The 21,216-nt window shown below is 71.0% G+C and carries 18 protein-coding genes and 4 tRNA genes; 15 read left to right on the top strand and 7 right to left on the bottom strand.

Annotated features, from left to right (window positions below; all coding sequences use genetic code 11):
- Positions 1 to 5: 5 nt before the first annotated feature.
- Positions 6 to 794 carry an IclR family transcriptional regulator gene (locus JI751_RS11445; protein WP_201936317.1) on the bottom strand — a complete coding sequence of 263 codons (789 nt, stop codon included), beginning with the start codon at positions 792 to 794 and terminating at the stop codon, positions 6 to 8.
- A 137-nt stretch (positions 795 to 931) separates the two neighbouring features.
- Between JI751_RS11445 and JI751_RS11440 the strand changes: the two genes are divergently transcribed.
- Entirely contained in the window at positions 932 to 2,299 is a 1,368-nt protein-coding gene (locus JI751_RS11440) for an MFS transporter (protein ID WP_201936316.1), read from the top strand.
- A complete protein-coding gene (locus JI751_RS11435) occupies positions 2,296 to 3,915 on the top strand; it encodes an arylsulfatase (RefSeq protein WP_201936315.1) in 1,620 nt (539 codons plus the stop codon). The genes JI751_RS11440 and JI751_RS11435 overlap by 4 nt, the downstream gene beginning before the upstream one ends.
- A 297-nt stretch (positions 3,916 to 4,212) precedes the next feature.
- Here the strand turns inward: JI751_RS11435 and JI751_RS11430 are convergent, their stop codons facing one another.
- Positions 4,213 to 4,938 (bottom strand): hypothetical protein, encoded by a 726-nt coding sequence (locus JI751_RS11430; protein WP_201936314.1) that lies wholly within the window; start codon positions 4,936 to 4,938, stop codon positions 4,213 to 4,215.
- Between the two features lie 68 nt (positions 4,939 to 5,006).
- Between JI751_RS11430 and JI751_RS11425 the strand changes: the two genes are divergently transcribed.
- Entirely contained in the window at positions 5,007 to 5,495 is a 489-nt protein-coding gene (locus JI751_RS11425) for a DUF6924 domain-containing protein (protein ID WP_201936313.1), read from the top strand.
- A 55-nt stretch (positions 5,496 to 5,550) separates the two neighbouring features.
- Here the strand turns inward: JI751_RS11425 and JI751_RS11420 are convergent.
- From JI751_RS11420 to JI751_RS11410, 3 genes are all read right to left on the bottom strand, one after another.
- Positions 5,551 to 5,625, bottom strand: a tRNA-Val gene (locus JI751_RS11420).
- A 20-nt stretch (positions 5,626 to 5,645) separates the two neighbouring features.
- A tRNA-Cys gene (locus tag JI751_RS11415) sits at positions 5,646 to 5,716 on the bottom strand.
- A 36-nt stretch (positions 5,717 to 5,752) separates the two neighbouring features.
- Positions 5,753 to 5,825: transfer RNA gene (locus tag JI751_RS11410), tRNA-Gly, on the bottom strand.
- A 117-nt stretch (positions 5,826 to 5,942) separates the two neighbouring features.
- Here JI751_RS11410 and JI751_RS11405 point away from each other — a divergent pair.
- The 12 genes from JI751_RS11405 to pyk all read left to right on the top strand — a co-directional run bounded on the left by JI751_RS11405 (position 5,943) and on the right by pyk (position 20,303).
- Positions 5,943 to 6,761 carry an aminotransferase class IV gene (locus tag JI751_RS11405; RefSeq protein WP_201936312.1) on the top strand — a complete coding sequence of 273 codons (819 nt, stop codon included), beginning with the start codon at positions 5,943 to 5,945 and terminating at the stop codon, positions 6,759 to 6,761.
- A gap of 64 nt (positions 6,762 to 6,825) precedes the next feature.
- Entirely contained in the window at positions 6,826 to 7,176 is a 351-nt protein-coding gene (gene hisI / locus JI751_RS11400; protein WP_201936311.1) for a phosphoribosyl-AMP cyclohydrolase, read from the top strand.
- Positions 7,169 to 7,801, top strand: a complete 633-nt coding sequence (locus tag JI751_RS11395; RefSeq protein WP_201936310.1) for a Trp biosynthesis-associated membrane protein — start codon at positions 7,169 to 7,171, stop codon at positions 7,799 to 7,801. Before hisI ends, JI751_RS11395 begins: the two co-directional genes overlap by 8 nt.
- Before the next feature lie 42 nt (positions 7,802 to 7,843).
- Positions 7,844 to 8,044, top strand: a complete 201-nt coding sequence (locus tag JI751_RS11390; protein ID WP_201936309.1) for an HGxxPAAW family protein — start codon at positions 7,844 to 7,846, stop codon at positions 8,042 to 8,044.
- Positions 8,045 to 8,145: 101 nt separating this feature from the next.
- On the top strand, positions 8,146 to 8,943 hold the full coding sequence (gene trpC, locus JI751_RS11385) for an indole-3-glycerol phosphate synthase TrpC (protein ID WP_201936308.1): 798 nt from the start codon (positions 8,146 to 8,148) through the stop codon (positions 8,941 to 8,943).
- Positions 8,940 to 10,223: a tryptophan synthase subunit beta gene (trpB, locus tag JI751_RS11380; protein WP_201936307.1), complete on the top strand. Its 1,284-nt coding sequence runs from the start codon at positions 8,940 to 8,942 to the stop codon at positions 10,221 to 10,223. The genes trpC and trpB overlap by 4 nt, the downstream gene beginning before the upstream one ends.
- Entirely contained in the window at positions 10,220 to 11,026 is an 807-nt protein-coding gene (trpA, locus tag JI751_RS11375) for a tryptophan synthase subunit alpha (RefSeq protein WP_201936306.1), read from the top strand. Before trpB ends, trpA begins: the two co-directional genes overlap by 4 nt.
- Positions 11,013 to 11,615, top strand: coding sequence for an SCO family protein (locus JI751_RS11370; protein ID WP_201936305.1), 603 nt, complete (start codon positions 11,013 to 11,015; stop codon positions 11,613 to 11,615). The genes trpA and JI751_RS11370 overlap by 14 nt, the downstream gene beginning before the upstream one ends.
- Before the next feature lie 8 nt (positions 11,616 to 11,623).
- Entirely contained in the window at positions 11,624 to 12,613 is a 990-nt protein-coding gene (lgt, locus tag JI751_RS11365) for a prolipoprotein diacylglyceryl transferase (RefSeq protein ID WP_307814125.1), read from the top strand.
- Between the two features lie 146 nt (positions 12,614 to 12,759).
- The gene (gene gltB / locus JI751_RS11360; protein WP_201936303.1) at positions 12,760 to 17,331 is read left to right on the top strand and encodes a glutamate synthase large subunit; all 4,572 of its coding nucleotides are present in this window, start codon (positions 12,760 to 12,762) and stop codon (positions 17,329 to 17,331) included.
- Positions 17,324 to 18,784: a glutamate synthase subunit beta gene (locus tag JI751_RS11355; protein WP_201936302.1), complete on the top strand. Its 1,461-nt coding sequence runs from the start codon at positions 17,324 to 17,326 to the stop codon at positions 18,782 to 18,784. The genes gltB and JI751_RS11355 overlap by 8 nt, the downstream gene beginning before the upstream one ends.
- Positions 18,785 to 18,857: 73 nt before the next feature.
- Positions 18,858 to 20,303 (top strand): pyruvate kinase, encoded by a 1,446-nt coding sequence (gene pyk / locus JI751_RS11350; protein WP_201936301.1) that lies wholly within the window; start codon positions 18,858 to 18,860, stop codon positions 20,301 to 20,303.
- A 3-nt stretch (positions 20,304 to 20,306) separates the two neighbouring features.
- Here the strand turns inward: pyk and JI751_RS11345 are convergent, their stop codons facing one another.
- Both JI751_RS11345 and JI751_RS11340 read right to left on the bottom strand, forming a co-directional pair.
- Positions 20,307 to 21,086 carry a transcriptional regulator gene (locus tag JI751_RS11345; protein WP_201936300.1) on the bottom strand — a complete coding sequence of 260 codons (780 nt, stop codon included), beginning with the start codon at positions 21,084 to 21,086 and terminating at the stop codon, positions 20,307 to 20,309.
- Between the two features lie 35 nt (positions 21,087 to 21,121).
- Positions 21,122 to 21,204, bottom strand: a tRNA-Leu gene (locus JI751_RS11340).
- Positions 21,205 to 21,216: the final 12 nt, after the last annotated feature.

Below are 21,216 nucleotides of genomic sequence, written 5' to 3'. Positions count from 1 at the left end.
CGCCCTCAGCGGTGCCCGAGACTCCCGGAGATCTGCGCCGCCGCCCCGACAAGGCTGGGGAGCACCTCGTCCATCCGCTCGACGGGGAGCCGCTCCGACGGCGCGGTGATCGACAGCACGGCGGCCAGCTCGTCGAGGGCGCCGCGCACCGGGACGGACAAGGTGTGCACCCCCGCGATCGTCTCCTCGAGCGCCCGCGCGTGCCCCGTCCGGCGTACGTCGTGCAGCTGGCGCCGCAGCTCGGCGGCCGTCGGCGGGTTGGCGGGCTCGATGTCGGTGAGCTCGCGGACCTCGAGGACGCGGGAGATGTCGTCGTCGGACCGCTCGGCGAGGAGCACCCGTGCAGGGGCGCCGAACCACAGGGGGAGTGGGCGGCCGACGTCGAAGCGGGCGCTGAGGCGGCGCTGCGCCTCCACCTGCTCGACGTGGATCATCCGGTCCGCGCGCCCCACCGACAGTCCCACGGTCTCGGACACCTCGGCGGCGAGCTCGGTCATCGGGCCGATCGCAGCGGCGTGCAGGCTCAGCCCGCGCTGGTAGGCCGCACCGAGGGCGAGTGTCCGCGGGCCGAGGCGGTAGCGGCGCGTCGCCGGGTCCTGCACCGCGAGGTCGACCGACTCCAGCTCGACCAGGATGCGCTGGACCGCCGACTTGGACAGGCCGGTCCGGTCGGCGATCGCCCGCACGCTCGGTGCCGCGGTGTCGTCGGCCAGCGAGTCGAGCACCGCGACGGCACGCCGCAGCAGGCCGCGCTCGTCCGGCGAGGGATCGCTCGGGCCGGGTGACAGGGGCATGCGCGCACTCCTCGGTCGGTGACAGGGGATGTCGGGCACTCCTTGACAGGCTCGCCCGCCGTCCGAAGACTGATCAGTCGTGTCCCACAACGGGGATCACTGTCCCGCAAATTGGGACACATGGCAAGGGAGATCACATGACACAGCCGGGTCAGACGGCCGTCGCCGCACCCGAGTCCGCGCAGGACCAGGCCGAGATCCGGCGGGTGGCGAGCGCGAGCCTGCTCGGATCCGTCGTCGAGTGGTACGACTTCTTCCTCTACGGGACGATGGCCGCGCTGGTCTTCAACGGTCAGTTCTTCCCGACCGTCGACCCCCTGGTCGGCACGATGCTCTCCTTCGCCACCTTCGCGGCCGGATTCGTCACGCGCCCGCTCGGCGGCTTCGTCTTCGGCCACTTCGGCGACCGGATCGGTCGCAAGCGGATGCTGGTCCTGACGATGCTCATCATGGGCATCTCCACCTTCGCGATGGGCCTGCTGCCCAACTACGCAGCCATCGGCGTCGCGGCTCCGATGCTGCTCCTGTTCCTCCGGATGCTCCAGGGCATCGGCCTCGGCGGAGAGTGGGGCGGCGCGGTGCTGCTGTGCGTCGAGCACGCCCCCGACGACAAGCGCGGCTGGTTCTCCTCGTGGCCGCAGCTCGGCGTGCCGATCGGCCTGCTCACCTCGACCCTGGCGGTCACCGCGGTGACCCAGCTGCCGGAGGACGACTTCCAGTCGTGGGGCTGGCGCGTGCCGTTCCTCATCTCGATCGTGCTGGTCGCGGTCGGTCTGGTGATCCGCCTCAAGATCGACGAGCCGCCGGCATTCAAGGAGATCGAGGAGGCCGACGAGAAGGCCGCCCTGCCGCTCGTCGAGGTCTTCCGCAAGCACCCCAAGGTCACCCTGCTCGCGATGGGCGCGCGCGTCAGCGAGAGCGTCACCTTCAACATCTACAACGCGTTCCTCGTCACCTACACCGTCACCGTGCTCGGGCTGAAGCCGTCGGTGGTGCTCGACGCGCTGCTGGTCGCCTCGGTCGTCGGCTTCGCCGCGATCCTCGTGTCGGGCCGCCTCTCCGACCGCTACGGCCGTCGACCGGTCTTCGCCACCGGCGCTGGTCTCGCCCTGGTGAGCGCCGTCCCGATCTTCGCCCTGGTCAACACCGAGAACGCCGTGCTGATCACGCTCGGCGTCGTGATCGGCTGGGGCCTCGCGGCCTGCATCATGTTCGGCCCCGAGGGCGCGATGTTCGCCGAGGTCTTCCCGACCCGCGTGCGCTACTCCGGCATGAGCGCGGTCTACCAGATCGGCGTCATCCCGACCGGCGCCGTCGCGCCCCTCATCGGCACCTCGCTCGTCAGCGCGTGGAGCGGATCGGTCTGGCCGGTCGCGATCTACGTGATGCTGATGGCGCTGATCTCGCTGGTCTCGGTGTACTTCCTGCCCGAGACCCACCGGCGCGACCTGCGCGACGCATCGTCGTACGACACCACGCGCGAGACCGTGGGCGCCGGTCGATGAGCGCTCGCGACGGACGACCCGACGTCCTGCTGATCCTGGCCGACGACATGGGCTTCTCCGACATCGCCAGCTACGGCGGCGAGGTGCGGACGCCGTCCCTCGACCGGCTGGCGGAGGGCGGCGTGCGGATGACGCAGTTCTACAACACGGCGCGCTGCAGTCCGTCGCGTGCGTCGCTGCTCACCGGGCTCCACCCGCACCAGGTGGGGATCGGCATCCTCAACTTCGACGACGCGCCCGACGGCTACCCGGGCAACCTCAGCGAGGAGTGCGCGACGGTCGCCGAGGTGTGTCGCGACGCCGGCTACGCGACCTACCTCTCCGGCAAGTGGCACCTCGCCGTCGACATGGACACGCCCAACCCGGCGTGGCCCACGCGGCGCGGCTTCGACCGGTTCTTCGGCACGCTCGAGGGGGCGGGCTCGTTCTACCGCCCGCGCACGCTCGTGCGGCAGGAGACCAACATCGAGCACGAGACCGAGGAGCCGGGCTGGTTCTACACCGACGCCATCTCCGACACCGCGGTCGAGTTCCTCGCCGAGCACGACGAGCAGCGCGGCGACGACCCGTTCTTCCTCTTCCTCGCCTACACCGCGCCCCACTGGCCGCTGCACGCACACGCCGACGACATCGCGACCTACGCGGGCCGCTTCGACGCCGGGTGGGACCAGCTCCGCGAGGAGCGGCTCGAGCGGCTGGTCAAGGCGGGCATCATCGACGCCTCGTGGTCGCTGACCCCGCGCGACGAGCGCGTCCCGGCCTGGGAGGACGTCGTCGACCGGGAGTGGGAGGCGTCGCGGATGGCGACCTACGCCGCCCAGGTCGACCGGATGGACCAGGGCATCGGGCGCGTCCTCGACCAGCTCGAGTCGACCGGGCGGCTCGACAACACGCTCGTCGTCTTCCTGTCCGACAACGGCGGGTGTGCGGAGGAGATGCCGCCGGGCGACGGGGCGCGCGAGTTCGTCACCGCGTTCGTGCCGCTGCAGGAGACGACCCGCGAGGGCGAGCCGGTCGTGCCCGGCAACGACCCGGCGCTCACGCCGGGGCCGGAGTCGACCTACATGTCCTACGGACGCTCGTGGGCCAACCTCTCCAACACCCCGTTCCGGGAGTACAAGCACTGGGTGCACGAGGGCGGGATCTCGACGCCCTTCATCGCCCACTGGCCCGTCGGCCTGCCGACCGACGGGTCACTGTGCACCGTGCCCAGCCAGCTGGTCGACGTGCTGCCGACGATCGCCGAGGCCGCAGGCGCCCGCTACCCGTCCCAGCGCAATGGCGCGGCCATCCCGGACGCCGAAGGGGTCAGCCTGCTGGCAGCCCTGCGCGGTGACGGGCCCGCCGACGAGCGCGACCTGTTCTGGGAGCACGAGGGCAACTGCGCCGTACGCCGCGGCCGGTGGAAGCTCGTCAAGAAGCACCGGGGCGACTGGGAGCTCTACGACATCGAGGCCGATCGCACCGAGCTCGACGACCGGGCGGGGGAGCACCCCGACCTCGTCGCCACGCTCGCCGAGGCGTGGCAGGCGTGGGCCGACCGCTGCGGGGTCATCCCGCGCGAGAAGGTGCTCGAGATCTACGCCGCCCGCGGCCACGGGCTGCCGGAGGAGTAGGCGTGGACGCCTGCTGCTCCCCGTCGCGTGGCGCCGCGCCCGCGACCCTCGACATCGCGGCGCCGGGCGACCTCCACGGGGGTGACGTCGCCCGGCACCGCGAGGCGCTGCCAGCGGGAGCTTCGCGATGGGGGACGAGGGCCGGCCGCCCGTCCCGAGGACGGTGAGGGACCGATTCAGGGCTCGCACCTGTGCCACGACTGCTGGTGCAACCGCTGCCGCGTCTCGGCCCGCACCGGCACGGCCCCCGACTCGGCGACGAGCCACGTCGGGTTCCGGACCGTCGCCGCCTGAGCGCTACGAAGGCGGAGCCGCCACCGGTCGCAGGGTGACGAACGCATCCCGCCCGCGCGTGCGCAGCAGACGGATCGTCCCCGGATCGAGGTCGACGGTCACCGATCCGCCGGCCGGGACGTCGACGGTGGCGTCGTCGCGCACGAGGTCTGCCTCCTGCGGCTGCCCCTCCGGGGGCGTGCCGAGCACCATCAGGACCACCCGGGTGCGTACGTCCACCGGGTTGGGGTTGTCGAGGCGGACCTGCGTCGCGGCGGCGTCGTACTCCAGCTCGGAGCCGCGGCGGTCCAACGGGACCAGGTCCACGGGCTCCGCGGCGACCTCGGTGTCGGGCAGCGGCGCGACCAACCCGCCCTCGAGCGTCACGTCACGGACGTCCTCCTCACCCTCGCCCTCGAGCTGGACGAAGTCGACCGCGACGCCGGGCATGACCACGGCGCCACCGAGCGGCGTCCGGAACGCCGTCCGCACCCGGACCCCCGGGAGCTCCTCGCCGTCCGCGTCCCGGGCGACGAGGTCCGCGTCGAGGATCAGCAGCGGCTGGTCGGTGTCGTTGGTGAGCTCCAGGCTCAGGTCGATGTAGCCGCTCTGCCCGATCCGCGTGAACGTCGTGTCGATGCTCGACGCGTCCGTCATCGTCGCGTCCTTCTCGCCCGGGGGTTCGGACAGCAGCCCGCACCCCGCCAACGAGAGCACGAGCGCGGCAGCGGCGAGCGTCAGCTTCCTCACGCCGTCATCCTTCCCCGGCCCGCGCGGTGCGACGGGCATTCGGGGGCGTGTCAAGGCAGACTTGCGGCATGGACATCTCGGACCTGATCGACGCCATGGAGGACGAGCTCACCCCACTGGTGCGGATCGACTTCACCGACGACGCGGCCTGGGCGGCCGTCGTCCGCGCGGTGAGGACGCCCGTGACCTATCCCGGGGAGGAACCCATCGAGCCCGATGTGGTGGTCGTGGACGACCGGGCCTACGACGGCGTGACGCCGACGGCGCTGGGGGAGCAGGCGGTGCAGGAGGGCGGGGGGCTCGGCTACGCCCTGCTCGCCGACGCCCGGTCGATGGCCGAGGCTGCGGGTGGTGGTGAGGTCACCGTGGCCTACGTCGACCTCAGCGTCGAGGACGAGGAGGACGCCGAGCTGCTCGACTCGTTCCCCGGCAACACGTTCCGGTGCGTGACCGGTGAGATCGCGTCGATCGAGGTGAACCTGAACCTCGCCAACCTGGACTTCTCCGACTTCGCCTCCGCGGTCCAGGGCGACGGCGTCTACCGCGGCGCCGAGTGAGCTGCGGCGTCGGGGAACGCAGAAGGCCCCGCATCGCTGCGGGGCCTTCATGTGCTGGTGGGCGATACTGGGTTTGAACCAGTGACCTCTTCCGTGTCAAGGAAGCGCGCTACCGCTGCGCCAATCGCCCAGGTCTTGAGTTGTGCTGCGAGGTGGGTACGGGATTTGAACCCGTGTACACGGATTTGCAGTCCGTTGCCTCGCCTCTCGGCCAACCCACCGTGTGGAGACTCCGTCAAACCGGGGGAGACCTTCCGAGCGGACAACGAGACTCGAACTCGCGACCTCAACCTTGGCAAGGTTGCGCTCTACCAACTGAGCTATGTCCGCCTGCATTTTCGGCCCGGTGAAGCGGCCTCAAGTGCGAGTGGAACAGTAGTACATGGCTTCCGCGGGTCCAAAATCGGCCCCCGTAACGCGTGTCCCACAGGCCCCTAGAGTGAGCGCATGCGCGCATGGCTCAACGGTGACCTGCTGGCCGATCCGACCCAGGGGTCCGTCGCGGTCACCGACCACGGGTTCACCGTCGGCGACGGGGTCTTCGAGGCGGTCAAGACGCTGGCCGGGACGCCGTTCGCGCTGACCCGCCACCTCGACCGGCTCGAGCGCAGCGCCGCGGGTCTTGGACTGCCGGCGCCCGACCTCGACGACGTACGCCGCGGGGTGGAGGCGGTCACCGGCGACGCCCCTATCGGTCGGCTGCGGATCACCTACAGCGCCGGGCCGCACCCGATGGGCTCGGGGCGCGGGGGCGGGCCGCCGACCCTCGTCGTGGCGTGGAGCGCGATCGACGTCGCGCCTGCCGAGACGACGGTCGTCACCGTCCCCTGGACCCGCAACGAGCACGGGGCGACCGCCGGCCTCAAGACCACGTCGTACGCCGACAACGTCATCGCGCTCGCCCACGCCGTCGAGCGCGGTGGGAGCGAGGCGATCTTCGCCAACACCGCCGGCCACCTCTGCGAGGGCACCGGCACCAACGTCTTCTACGTCGTCGACGGCGAGCTGCGGACGCCGACGCTGGCGTCGGGGTGCCTGGCCGGCGTCACCCGTGCGCTGGTCATCGAGTGGTGCGGGGCGCACGAGGTCGACGAGCCGCTGGCGGACGTGCTCGACCGCGCCAGCGAGGCGTTCCTCGTGTCGACGACGCGTGACGTCCAGGCGATCTCGCGCTGGGACGACCGCGACCTCCCGTCCCCGGGGCCGGTCACGGCGCGGTGTGCGGGCACGTGGCGTGCCCGCGAGGCTGAGAGCATGGAGCCGTGAACTTCACCCCACGACGTTCTTCTCCTCCGCTTCGCTCCCCCGAACAACGCCGCGGGGACCTCGAATGACTCGGTTGGATCCTCAGGTAAAGGACCGCCTGCGCCACACGGCCGAGGGACTCGTCCCCGTCGTGGTGCAGCAGCAGGGATCCGGCGAGGTGCTGATGCTCGCGTGGGTGGACGACGAGGCCCTGGCCCGGACCATCGACACCGGGCGGGCGACCTACTGGTCGCGCTCGCGCCGGGAGTACTGGGTCAAGGGGGAGACGTCCGGGCACGAGCAGCACGTCAAGGAGATCCGCCTCGACTGCGACGGCGACACCCTGCTCTTCGTGGTCGACCAGGTCGGCGCCGCGTGCCACACCGGCGACCGCACCTGCTTCGACGCCGACCTGGTGCACCGCGTCGATGGCTGAGGCCACGCAGCCGGACCCGCAGCCGGACCGACGACGTCGTACGTTCGGGCCGGTCGTCCTCGTCGGTCTCGCCTCCGCGGGCCTCGCCGCGGTCGCCGGGGCCAAGCCGTGGGCGAGCGGCACCTCGGGCTCGATCGACAGCTCGAGCAGCGCCACCGCGGCCCTCGGCTCCTCGTCGCTCGAGACCGCGGCCGAGTCGCCACTCGCAGCGGCGCTCGCGCTGGTCGTGCTGGCCTGCTGGGGAGTCCTGCTGGTCACCCGCGGAGTCTTCCGCCGCGCGATCGCCGTGCTCGCGCTGGTCGCGGCGGTCGGCCTCGCGGTGGTGACGGTCGAGGGCCTGTGGAGCGTGCCGCGCAAGCTCACCGACGCCCTGTTCGAGCTCTCGGGCTCGGACACGGCGCAGGCCGGCCTCACCGGCTGGTACGTCGCCGCCGCCGTCGGAGCGGTCGCGTGCGTCGCGACGACCGCCGCCGCCGTCCGGCTCGTTCGCTCGTGGCCCGAGATGGGCACGAGGTACGACGCCCCCGCGGGCGCCACGTCCGGCGACGCCGCGCGCGAGGACCTGCCGACGGAGAACATCGACATCTGGAAGGCCCTCGACGAGGGACGCGACCCGACCGCCTAGACTTCCGCGCAGCACCCGAAGGATCGACGAAGGAGCCCCACGATGGCTGCAGGCCACGGCAACACCCCCGCTGCTTGGACCGCCGTCGGCGTCGCGATGCTCGGCTTCGTGGTGGGCAGCATCGCGCTGCTGCGGACCCCGGCCCAGATGACCCTGCTGTGGATCGGCATCATCATCGCCGTCGTCGCGTTCCCGCTGTTCCTCGTGCTCTCCAAGCTCGGCTTCAACACCTCCGAGCACTGAGCGAGCACTGATCCCGCGCTGATCCTGCGCTGATTCCGCGCCGAGTCCGCCCGCTGGGCACCGGCCGCGGGCGCACTGGCGTCGGGTGAGAGGCTGAACCCATGCCTGCGACCGGTTCCGTGCTCGACGACATCGTCGCCGGAGTGCGAGAGGACCTCGCGCGCCGTGAGGCCGCGCTCCCGCTCAACGAGCTGCTGGCGCACCTCGCCGAGGCCCCCGCGCCGCGCGACCCGATGCCGCACTTCCGGGCGCGCGGCTCGAGCGTCATCGCCGAGGTCAAGCGACGCAGCCCCAGCAAGGGCGACCTGGCCGACATCCCGGACCCCGCGGCCCTCGCGACGGCCTACGCCCGCGGTGGCGCTGCCGCGATCTCGGTCCTCACCGAGGAGCGCCGGTTCGGCGGCAGCCTCGACGACCTGCGCACCGTCCGCGCCGCCGTCGACACACCGCTGCTGCGCAAGGACTTCATCGTCGAGACCTACCAGCTCGTCGAGGCCCGCGCGGCCGGCGCCGACCTCGCGCTGCTGATCGTCGCCGCGCTCGACGACGACACGCTGCGCCGCCTGCACGACGAAGCCTCCGAGCTCGGGCTCACCGTGCTCGTCGAGGTGCACGACGAGGCCGAGGCGGAGCGGGCGCAGGCGCTCGACGCCGAGCTGATCGGCGTCAACAGCCGCAACCTCAAGACCCTCGAGGTCGACCCCGACGTGTTCGGTCGCCTCGCCCCGCAGATCCACGCCGACGTGGTCAAGGTCGCCGAGAGCGGCATCACCGGCGTCGCCGACGTCGAGCGGTTCGTCGGCGAGGGTGCCGGCGTGGTCCTCGTCGGCGAGGCACTGGTCAAGGACGGCGACCCCGAGGCCGCCGTACGCGCGATGACAGGAGTGACAGCACCGTGAGCCAGCAGGTCCAGCACAAGAGCCGGTACGACGCGGACGACCGCGGCTACTTCGGCGGCACGTGGGGCGGGCGCTTCATGCCCGAGGCCCTCGTCGCCGCCCTCGACGAGCTGACCGACGCCTGGCACGAGGCGATGGCCGACACGGCGTTCGTCGACGAGTTCGAGCGGGTGCTCCGCGACTACGCCGGCACGCCGAGCCGGCTCTACCACGCCGAGCGGCTCTCGAAGAAGGTCGGCGCCCGCGTGCTGCTCAAGCGCGAGGACCTCAACCACACCGGTGCCCACAAGATCCGCAACGTGATGGGCCAGGCGCTGCTCACCAAGCGGATGGGCAAGACACGCGTGATCGCGGAGACCGGTGCCGGCCAGCACGGCGTCGCCAGCGCCACCGCCGCGGCCTACTTCGACCTCGACTGCACCGTCTACATGGGGGCCGTCGACACCAGGCGCCAGGCGCTCAACGTCGCCCGCATGCAGCTGCTCGGCGCCAAGGTCATCCCCGTCGAGTCCGGCAGCGCGACGCTCAAGGACGCGATCAACGAGGCGCTGCGCGACTGGGTCGCCAGCGTCGACCACACGGCCTACCTCTTCGGGACCGCGGCCGGGCCGCACCCGTTCCCCAGCATGGTGCGCGACTTCTGCCGCGGCATCGGTGACGAGGCCCGCGCGCAGTGCCTCGAGCAGTACGGCGTCCTGCCGGACGCGGTCGCCGCGTGCGTCGGCGGCGGCTCCAACGCCATCGGGATCTTCACCGCGTTCCTCGAGGACGAGGGCGTGGAGATCCACGGCTTCGAGCCCGGCGGCGACGGCGTCGAGACCGGTCGCCACGCAGCGACGATCCACGCAGGCGAGGCGGGCGTCCTGCACGGCGCCCGCACCTACGTCCTGCAGGACGAGGACGGCCAGACGGTCGAGTCCCACTCGATCTCCGCCGGCCTCGACTACCCGGGCGTCGGTCCGCAGCACTCGCTGCTAGCGGCGACCGGGCGGGCGACGTACACCCCCGTCACCGACGCCGAGGCGATGGACGCGATGGCCCTCCTCAGCCGCACCGAGGGGATCATCCCGGCCATCGAGTCGGCGCACGCGATCCACGGGGCCATCGAGCTCGCCAAGCGGCTGGGACAGGAGAAGGGCCCCGACGCGACGATCATCGTCAACCTGAGCGGGCGGGGCGACAAGGACATGGGCACGGCCATCGAGTGGTTCGGGCTGGGCCACGCCGAGGAGGGCCCCGAGGCCGACCTCGACCAGACCGAGACGGTGACGCAGCAGTGACCTCGACGAGCACCGCCTTCGAGAAGGCGCGAGCAGAGGGCCGGGCAGCCCTCATCGGCTACCTCCCGGCCGGCTATCCCACGGTCGACGGCTCGATCAGGGCCATGCAGGTCATGGTCGAGGCCGGCTGCGACGCCATCGAGATCGGCCTGCCCTACAGCGACCCGGTGATGGACGGACCGACGATCCAGGCCGCCGCGCAGGCCGCGCTCGACGGCGGCGTCCGCACGGCCGACGTGCTGCGGGTGGTCGAGGCGGTCGCCGCCACCGGCGTGCCGACGCTCGTGATGACCTACTGGAACCCCATCGAGCGCTACGGCGTGGAGCGCTGGGCCACCGACCTCGCGGCCGCCGGGGGAGCGGGCATGATCACGCCCGACATCACCCCCGACCACGGCGCGGAGTGGATCGCCGCCGCCGACGCCCACGACCTCGACAAGGTCTTCCTGGTCGCGCCGAGCTCGACCGACGACCGCATCACGATGACCGCCCAGGAGAGTCGCGGGTTCGTCTACGCCGCCGCGGTCATGGGTGTCACCGGCGCCCGCGAGGCGACGTCCGACCTCGCCGGTCCGCTCGTGCAGCGGGTCCGCGCGAGCGGCGACGTCCCGGTCGCGGTCGGCATCGGCGTCAGCAACGGCGACCAGGCCGCCGAGGTCGCGGCCTTCGCCGACGGCGTCATCGTCGGGTCCGCGTTCGTCCGCGCGCTGCTCGACCACCCGGACGACGAGGCTGCCGGCCTCGAGGCCCTGCGGGCGCTGACTGCCGACCTCGCCGAGGGCGTACGCCGTGCGGCGAGGTAGGGCGCTGGTCCTCGGGGCGCTGCTGGGACTGCTGGCCGGGTGCGGAGGCGGCGCCTCCGATCCCACGGAGCTCACCGCGACGGTGCTCGACCCGCCGTTCGAGGTCTCCTCGACGCCCCTCGTCGACACCGACGGAGCGGCCTTCAGCCTGACGGAGGACACCGACAAGGACCTGACGCTGGTCTTCTTCGGCTACACCCACTGTCCCGACATCTGCGGGCAGGTGATGGCGACGCTCGCCGGAACGCTCGCGCGTCTCGACGACGAGCAGAAGGACCGGCTCGACGTCGTCTTCGTGACGACCGACCCCGCGCGCGACGACGAGGCGACGGTCGAGAAGTACGTCGACGCCTTCGACCCGAGCATCATCGGCCTGACCGGCGACCTCGACGACATCATCGAGATCGGTCGCAGCATGGCCGTCGGCGTCGACCAGGGCGAGAAGCTCCCCAGCGGCGGCTACGAGGTCACCCACGGCACGCAGGTCATCGCGATCGACGCCGCCGACGAGGCGCCCGCCTACTGGAAGGCCGACGTGTCGCAGGCCCAGCTGGCCCACGACGTCACGTCCTTGCTCGATGAAGGATGATGCTTCCCGTGCCTGACCTGTCCCCGCTGGTGACCCTGATGTCGATCCCGAGCCCGTCGCAGGGCGTGTGGCACCTCGGCCCCGTACCGATCCGCGCCTACGCGCTGTGCATCATCGCCGGCATCGTCTTCGCGATCTGGCTCGGGGAGCGTCGGTGGGTCGCGCGCGGCGGCCGGGCCGGTGAGGTCAGCGACCTGGCCATCTGGGCGGTTCCGTTCGGCCTGGTCGGCGGACGGCTCTACCACGTGATCACCGACTGGCACCTCTACTTCGGCGACGGCCAGAACCCCGTCACCGCCCTGTACGTCTGGCGCGGTGGCCTCGGCATCTGGGGAGCCATCGCCCTCGGGATCGTGGGTGTCTGGATCGGGGCCAGGGTGCAGGGCATCAAGCTGCTGCCCCTGCTCGACGCGCTGGCACCGGGGGTCCTCGTCGCACAGGCGCTCGGGCGGTGGGGCAACTGGTTCAACCAGGAGCTCTACGGCCGTCCGACCGACCTGCCGTGGGGCCTGGAGATCGACCCGCAGATCGGCGACGGCGTCCGCAACCAGTTCGGCCCCGACGTCCTCTTCCACCCGACGTTCCTCTACGAGTGCCTGTGGAACCTGGCCGCGTTCGCCGTGCTCATCTGGCTCGACCGTCGCTACCGGCTGGGCCACGGCCGCGTCGCCGCCCTCTACGTGATGCTCTACACCGCCGGTCGCGGCTGGATCGAGTACCTCCGCATCGACGACGTCCAGATGAACGACGTGCTCGGCCTGCGGCTCAACGTGTGGACCTCGATCGTGCTCTTCGTGCTGGCTGCCGCGTTCTACGCCTGGTCCGCCCGCCGCCACCCGGGCCGCGAGGAGGTCGTCCGGACCAGGCCCGTGGACGACGAGGACACGGACGAGGCGAAGGCCGAGGAGAGGGCCGAGGAGAAGGCCCGGGACGAGAAGCCGGCAGCCTCGGACGACGAGCGTGCCGACCAGCAGGAGACGGCCGGTCCCACGGCCTGAAACGGCGCTCCCCGGCGGCTTTCACCGGTGATAGGTTCCGTGGTGCTCGGGCCAACGTCGTCCCCAGCGGATCCGCCCACCCCTCGCCAGTCGTGACCCCAGCCTGATCCGGGTTCGCGCTGGCGGAGACGACGACGGGAGAACCAGTGTCCCCGACACACGAGTTCCCGCCTGGCTTCCCTGCTCCGCAGGGGCTCTACGACCCGCGCCACGAGAAGGACGCCTGCGGCGTCGCGATGGTCGCCACGCTCACCGGTGAGGCGAGCCACGACATCGTCGCGAAGGCGCTCACCGCGCTCCGCAACCTCGACCACCGTGGTGCTGCCGGCGCCGAGGTCAACTCCGGCGACGGCGCCGGCATCCTGCTCCAGGTGCCCGACGCGTTCCTGCGCGAGGTGGTCGACTTCGACCTCCCCGGCGCACGGGCGTACGCCGTCGGCACCGCGTTCCTGCCGGGAGACGCCGACCAGGTCGCCGCCACCCGTCGGCGGATCGAGGAGATCGCCGAGGAGGAGGGCCTCGCCGTCCTGGGCTGGCGCGACGTGCCGGTCGACGACTCCACGCTCGGGGCGACCGCGCGCAGCGTGATGCCGACCTTCGCCCAGCTCTTCGTGGCCGGTCGGGCCTCGCGGGTGAGCGGGATGGCGCTGGAGCGGATGGCGTTCTGCCTGCGCAAGCGCGCCGAGTCGGACACGGACGTCTACTTCCCGTCGCTGTCGTCGCGCACGCTGGCCTACAAGGGGATGCTCACCACCGACCAGCTCGACCAGGTCTTCCCCGACCTCACCGACGAGCGCGTGGCCTCCGCGATGGCGGTCGTGCACTCGCGCTTCTCCACCAACACCTTCCCGAGCTGGCCGCTGGCCCACCCGTTCCGGTTCATCGCCCACAACGGCGAGATCAACACCGTGATGGGCAACCGCAACTGGATGCGGGCCCGCGAGGCGCTCCTCGAGAGCGACCTGATCCCCGGCGATCTCGAGCGGCTGTTCCCGATCTGCACGCCGGGCGCCTCCGACTCGGCGTCGTTCGACGAGGTGCTCGAGCTGCTCCACCTGGGCGGGCGCTCGCTGCCCCACGCCGTGCTGATGATGATCCCGGAGGCGTGGGAGAACCACCGCGAGATGGACGCGCAGCGCCGGGCGTTCTACGAGTTCCACTCCGCGCTGATGGAGCCGTGGGACGGACCCGCATGCGTCGTCTTCACCGACGGCACCCAGATCGGTGCGGTGCTCGACCGCAACGGCCTGCGCCCCTCGCGCTACTGGGTCACCGACGACGGCCTCGTCGTGCTCGCCTCGGAGGTCGGCGTGCTCGACCTCGACCCGGCGACGGTGGTCCGCAAGGGCCGCCTCCAGCCCGGCCGGATGTTCCTCGTCGACACCGAGGAGCACCGGATCATCGAGGACGAGGAGATCAAGGGCCAGCTCGCCGCCGAGCACCCCTACGACGAGTGGCTGCACGCCGGCCTGATCCACCTCGACGACATCGACGAGCTCGAGCACATCGTGCACACGCACGCCTCGGTGACCCGCCGCCAGCAGATCTTCGGCTACACCGAGGAGGAGCTGCGGGTGCTGCTGAGCCCGATGGCCAACACGGGCGGTGAGGCGCTCGGCTCGATGGGCACCGACACGCCCATCGCCGCGCTGAGCGACAAGCCACGGCTGCTCTTCGACTACTTCTCCCAGCTGTTCGCGCAGGTGACCAACCCGCCGCTCGACGCGATCCGCGAGGAGCTCGTCACCTCGCTCAGCGGGTCGATCGGCCCCGAGGCCAACCTGCTCGAGCCGACGCCGGCGTCGTGCCGCCAGATCGTGTTGCCGTTCCCGGTCTTCTCCAACGACGACCTGGCCAAGATCCGCCACATCAACCGCAACGGCGACATGCCGGGCTTCCAGGTCCACATCGCCCGCGGGCTCTACGACGTCGCCGGCGGGGGAGAGGCCCTGGCCGCGCGCCTCGACGAGCTCTGCGGCGAGGTGTCGGCCGCGATCGCCGACGGCGCACGGATCATCGTGCTGTCCGACCGCCACGCGACCGCCGACCTGGCGCCGATCCCGTCGCTGCTGCTCACCGGAGCCGTGCACCACCACCTCGTCCGTGAGAAGACCCGCACCCAGGTCGGCCTGCTCGTCGAGGCCGGCGACGTCCGCGAGGTGCACCACGTCGCGCTGCTCGTCGGCTACGGCGCGGCCGCAGTCAACCCCTACCTCGCGATGGAGTCCGTCGAGGACCTCGCCCGCGAGGCCTACTACGTGAAGGTCGACCCGGAGAAGGCGGTCGCCAACCTCATCAAGGCGCTCGGCAAGGGCGTGCTCAAGGTGATGTCGAAGATGGGCGTCTCGACCGTCGCGTCCTACACGGGCGCCAAGATCTTCGAGTCCGTCGGACTGTCGCAGGCGGTCGTCGACCGCTACTTCACCGGTACGACGTCCAAGCTCGGCGGCATCGAGCTCGGGACGATCGCCGAGGAGGTCGCGCGCCGGCACGCCATGGCGTACCCCCGCGGCGGCATCTCGCCGGCGCACCGCGAGCTCTCGATCGGCGGCGAGTACCAGTGGCGCCGGGAGGGCGAGCCGCACCTCTTCGACCCGGAGACGGTCTTCCGCCTCCAGCACTCGACCCGCACGGGCAGCTACGACGTCTTCAAGCAGTACACCGACCGGGTCAACCAGCAGTCGCAGCGACTGATGACGCTGCGCGGGCTGTTCACCTTCAAGGACCCCAGTGCGGCAGGGCGCGAGCCGATCGACATCGACGAGGTCGAGCCGGTCTCGGAGATCGTCAAGCGCTTCTCGACCGGCGCCATGTCCTACGGCTCCATCAGCAAGGAGGCGCACGAGACCCTCGCGATCGCGATGAACCGGCTGGGCGGCAAGTCCAACACCGGTGAGGGCGGCGAGGACCCCGACCGGTTGTACGACGCCGAGCGGCGCTCGTCGATCAAGCAGGTCGCCTCGGGTCGGTTCGGCGTGACGTCGGAGTACCTCACCAACGCCGACGACATCCAGATCAAGATGGCGCAGGGCGCGAAGCCCGGTGAGGGCGGCCAGCTGCCCGGCCACAAGGTCTACCCGTGGGTGGCCAAGACCCGGCACTCGACGCCGGGCGTCGGCCTGATCAGCCCGCCCCCGCACCACGACATCTACTCCATCGAGGACCTGGCGCAGCTGATCCACGACCTCAAGAACGCCAACCCCTCGGCGCGCGTGCACGTCAAGCTCGTCTCCGAGGTCGGCATCGGCACGGTCGCCGCAGGTGTCTCCAAGGCGCACGCCGACGTCGTGCTCGTCTCGGGCCACGACGGCGGCACCGGTGCCTCGCCGCTGACGTCGCTCAAGCATGCCGGCGGTCCGTGGGAGCTCGGCCTGGCCGAGACCCAGCAGACGCTGCTGCTCAACGGGCTGCGGGACCGGATCGTCGTGCAGGCGGACGGCCAGCTCAAGACCGGGCGCGACGTGATGGTCGCCGCGCTGCTCGGGGCCGAGGAGTTCGGCTTCGCGACGGCGCCGCTCGTCGTCAGCGGTTGCATCATGATGCGGGTCTGCCACCTCGACACCTGCCCCGTCGGCGTCGCCACGCAGAACCCTGTCCTCCGCGAGCGCTACAGCGGCCAGGCCGACCACGTCGTGAACTTCTTCGAGTTCATCGGCCAGGAGGTCCGCGAGCTGCTGGCCCAGCTGGGCTTCCGCAGCCTCGACGAGGCGATCGGTCAGGTCGGCACGCTCGACGTCGCCGACGCGATCGACCACTGGAAGGCCTCCGGCCTCGACCTCGCGCCGATCCTCCACCAGGCATCGCGCCACGGTGAGTTCGGCCAGTTCGCCGACCAGGACCTGCGCAACACGAAGTCGCAGGACCACGGACTCGACAAGGCGCTCGACAACGAGCTGATCGCGATCGCCGCACCTGCCCTCGAGTCGGGCGAGCCCGTCCGCGCGCAGGTGACGATCCGCAACGTCAACCGCACGGTCGGCACGATGCTCGGCCACGAGGTCACCAAGCGCTACCGCGGCGAGGGGCTGCCCGAGGGCACCATCGACATCACCCTCACCGGCTCTGCCGGCCAGTCGTTCGGCGCCTTCGTGCCGCGCGGCATCACGCTGCGGCTCGAGGGTGACGCCAACGACTACGTCGGCAAGGGCCTGTCCGGCGGTCGACTGATCGTGCGGCCCGACCGTGCGGCGACGTTCGACGCCTCGGAGCAGATCATCGCCGGCAACACGATCGGCTACGGCGCCACGTCGGGGCAGATCTTCCTGAGCGGTCGTGCGGGGGAGCGGTTCTGCGTCCGCAACTCCGGTGCGAGCGCGGTCGTCGAGGGTGTGGGCGACCACGGCTGCGAGTACATGACCGGCGGCGTCGTCGTCGTGCTCGGTCCGACGGGGCGCAACTTCGCGGCCGGCATGTCCGGTGGCTACGCGTTCGTGCTCGACCTGGACGAGGGCCGGGTCAACCCCGAGCTCGTCGAGCTCGCCCCGGTCACCGGCAAGGCCGCCGACGAGCTCAAGGCGCTCGTCGAGCAGCACGCCGAGGAGACCGGCTCCGAGGTCGCGGCGACCCTGCTCGCCGACTGGGACAACTCTCTTGCTCGCTTCACCGAGGTGATGCCGAGCGACTTCAAGCGTGTGCTCGAGGCTCGTGAGGAGGCCCTCGAGGAGGGCCTCGACGAGGACGAGGCCAACGCCCGCATCATGGAGGTGCTGCATGGCTGACCCGAAGGGCTTCCTCAAGAACGGACGCGAGGTCGCCTCGCGCCGCGACGTCGCCGAGCGCGTCCACGACTGGGACGAGGTCTACCCCGACGGCATCGGCCGCGCGCTGCTGCCGATCATCAACACCCAGGCCGGTCGCTGCATGGACTGCGGCATCCCGTTCTGCCACCAGGGCTGCCCGCTGGGCAACATCATCCCGGAGTGGAACGACCTGGTCTGGCGTGACGACTGGGACGGCGCGATGGACCGGCTCCACGCGACCAACAACTTCCCGGAGTTCACCGGGCGGCTGTGCCCCGCGCCGTGCGAGACCGCCTGCGTCCTCGGCATCAACCAGGAGCCGGTGACCATCAAGAACGTCGAGGTCTCGATCATCGACCGCGCCTGGGGCTCGGGCTACGTCCGGCCGCAGCCGCCGGAGTGGCTCTCGGGCAAGACCGTCGCCGTGATCGGCTCCGGTCCCGCCGGCCTGGCGGCCGCCCAGCAGCTCACCCGGGCCGGGCACACCGTTGCGGTCTACGAGCGCGCCGACAAGATCGGCGGGTTGCTGCGCTACGGCATCCCCGAGTTCAAGATGGAGAAGAAGCACCTCGACCGGCGTCTCGACCAGATGCGTCGCGAGGGCACCGTCTTCCGCGCGGGCGTCGACGTGGGCGCCGACAAGCTCACCGGTCCGCAGCTGCTCGCCCGCTACGACGCGGTCGTGCTGGCGATGGGGGCGACGCACGCCCGCGACCTACCGGCCACCGGCCGCGAGCTCGGCGGGATCCACCAGGCGATGGAGTTCCTGCCGCAGGGCAACCGGGCCTCGCTCGGCGAGGAGGTGCCGGACCAGATCGTCGCGACCGACAAGGACGTGGTGATCATCGGCGGCGGCGACACCGGCGCCGACTGCCTCGGCACGTCGATCCGCCAGGGCGCCCGGTCGATCACGCAGCTGGAGATCATGCCCCGCCCCGGCGAGGACCGGCCTGCCGGCCAGCCGTGGCCGACGTACCCCATGACGTTCAAGGTCTCCTCGGCCCACGAGGAGGGCGGTGACCGGGTGTACGCCGTGTCGACGCAGGAGTTCGTGGGCGATGCCGACGGCAACGTCGCGGCGCTGCGGCTGGTCGAGGTCGACGCGAAGTTTCAGCCCGTCGAGGGCACCGAGCGCGAGATCCCGGCCCAGCTGGTGCTGCTCGCGATGGGCTTCGTCGGACCCGAGCAGGCCGGCCTGATCGAGCAGCTCGGGGTCGAGCTCGACGAGCGTGGCAACGTCAAGCGCGACGAGTCCTACGCGGCCTCGGTGCCAGGCGTCTACGTGGCGGGCGACGTCGGTCGCGGCCAGTCGCTGATCGTGTGGGCGATCGCCGAGGGGCGCAGCGCCGCCGCGGCGGTCGACGCCTACCTCACCGGCTCGACCACGCTGCCTGCCCCGATCAAGCCGCACGAGCGCCCGCTCGTCGTCTGAGCGGCATCGCAGGGCGTCCACCAGTCGGCGCGGTCTTGCTTGGAACGATCCAAGACCCGCTAGGCTGAGGGACGTGCGTAGAGCCAAGATCGTCTGCACCCTCGGCCCCGCGGTGAACACCCCGGAGGGGATCCGAGCCCTCGTCGAGGCGGGCATGGATGTCGCCCGCCTCAACATGAGCCACGGCGCGTACGCCGACCACGAGGCGGTCTACCGCCTGGTGCGTCAGGCGTCCGACGACACCGGGCACGCGATCGGCATCTTCGCCGACCTGCAGGGCCCGAAGATCCGGCTGGAGACCTTCGGCGACGGGCCCGTGAAGCTCAAGAAGGGTGCCACCTTCACCATCACCACCCGCGACGTGGTGGGCGACGTCGACCAGTGCGGCACGACCTACAAGGGGCTGCCCGGCGACGTGAAGCAGGGCGACCCGCTGCTGATCGACGACGGCAAGGTGCGCCTCAAGGTGACGTCGGTCGACGACACCGACGTCGTCACCGAGGTCGTCGTGGCGGGCAAGGTCTCCAACAACAAGGGGATCAACCTGCCCGGCGTCGCGGTCTCCGTGCCGGCGCTGTCGGACAAGGACACCGAGGACCTCCGCTGGGCGCTGCGCCTGGGCGTCGACTTCATCGCGCTGAGCTTCGTGCGCAACGCCAAGGACGCCGCCGACGTACGCGCCGTGATGGAGGAGGAGGGCATCTTCGTCCCCGTCATCGCCAAGATCGAGAAGCCTCAGGCGATCGAGAACATCGACGAGATCGTCGACGCCTTCGACGGCGTCATGGTCGCGCGCGGCGACCTCGGCGTGGAGTGCCCGCTCGAGGACGTGCCGATCCACCAGAAGCTGATCATCGACAAGGCCCGTCGCAACGCCAAGCCCGTCATCGTCGCCACCCAGATGCTCGAGTCGATGATCAGTGCTCCGGCGCCGACCCGGGCCGAGGCGAGCGACGTCGCCAACGCCGTGCTCGACGGGGCCGACGCCGTGATGCTCTCGGGCGAGACGAGCGTGGGGGAGTACCCCATCGTCGCCGTCGAGACGATGGCCCGGATCGTGCAGTCGACAGAGGAGCACGGCCTGAGCCACATGGCCGAGGTCGAGTGGCAGCCGCACACCCGTGGCGGCATCATCGCCAAGGCGGCTGCCGAGGTCGCCGAGCGGGTCGAGGCGAAGTACGTCGTCGCCTTCACCGTCAGCGGCGACTCCGCCAAGCGGCTCTCCCGCTATCGCGGCCCGATCCCGGTCCTCGCCTTCACCCCCGTCCCCCGTACGCGCTCCCAGCTCGCGCTGACGTGGGGCGTGGAGACCTTCCTGGGCGCCGACGTCGAGCACACCGACGAGATGGTGCGCCAGGTCGACGAGGCCCTGCTCGCCATCGGCCGGGTCCAGGAGGGCGACCTCGTGGTGATCATCGCCGGCAGCCCGCCCGGCATCCCCGGCTCGACCAACGCGCTCCGCATCCACCGGATGGGCGACGCCATCAACGGCGCCGCACCGGCCTACCGCCGCAGCTGACCCTCACTCCTTCGGGCCGATCAGGTTGTCGAGACGAGCAACCGCGTCACGCCTGGACACCGATATCGTCCACGGCCCGGATCGGCGCCACCGGACTTCAGCCCGGTCCAACGCCGCGCAACACAGTCCGAGGATGTCCTCCGACCGGTTGCTGAACTGCCAGCGTGGATACGCGTAACGCCGCTTCTCTCCAGCCACCTCGCGCGTCGCCCAGTTGCTTACGCGCGCACCGTCGGAGTGGAACAACCCGCGGAGGAAGGCGCCGGGAAACGCCTCGACGATCTCGGTCTGCCAGCTCTCGAGGACGATGGGTCGAAGGTGCTTGCGGCCGGGACCGTGCTGCGGGAAGAGGCAGGGCCAGTGCTTCCACGAGACGGTGGTGACGATCGCACCAGGAACCTCGCGAGTGTGAGGACGGCCAGTGGGTTTCACTGTGCTCATGAGGACTATCAACCGAGCATTCAGCGCGACATATTGCGCGTCGTTGCAGACGTGCAGGTTGAACACCCCGCGACGCCCTGCCGAGATGTAGCCATCGCCGAGGTACCAGCCGAGGAGCTCGGCATAGTGCTCCTGGGCCAGCGGCGCGCCGTCACAGCGCGGGCACGGTGGCGCTAGGTGGCCCTGGCCCCGGGTCAGACCTCGTCGCTGGTAGAGGCGACGCCATCGACGGATGGTCTTGACCGCGACACCGTGCAGCCGAGCGTTGTCGCGATCACGCATGCCCGCGTCGGAAGCAGCAAGAGCACTGTCGACGACGGACTGCGGGCGAACGTGCGGCATGACCATGATGCAAGCGCGCGGGACTGACATTCGGGTGCCGGGTGTGGGATTCGAACCCACACGCCCTTTCGGACAATGGTGTTTGAGACCATCGCGTCTGCCATTCCGCCAACCCGGCCCGGGAGCGACG

This window comes from Nocardioides baculatus (assembly GCF_016735675.1).
Classification (GTDB): domain Bacteria; phylum Actinomycetota; class Actinomycetes; order Propionibacteriales; family Nocardioidaceae; genus Nocardioides; species Nocardioides baculatus.
Note: the sequence above shows the minus strand (reverse complement) of the source record. Positions and strands in the feature narration are given on the sequence as shown.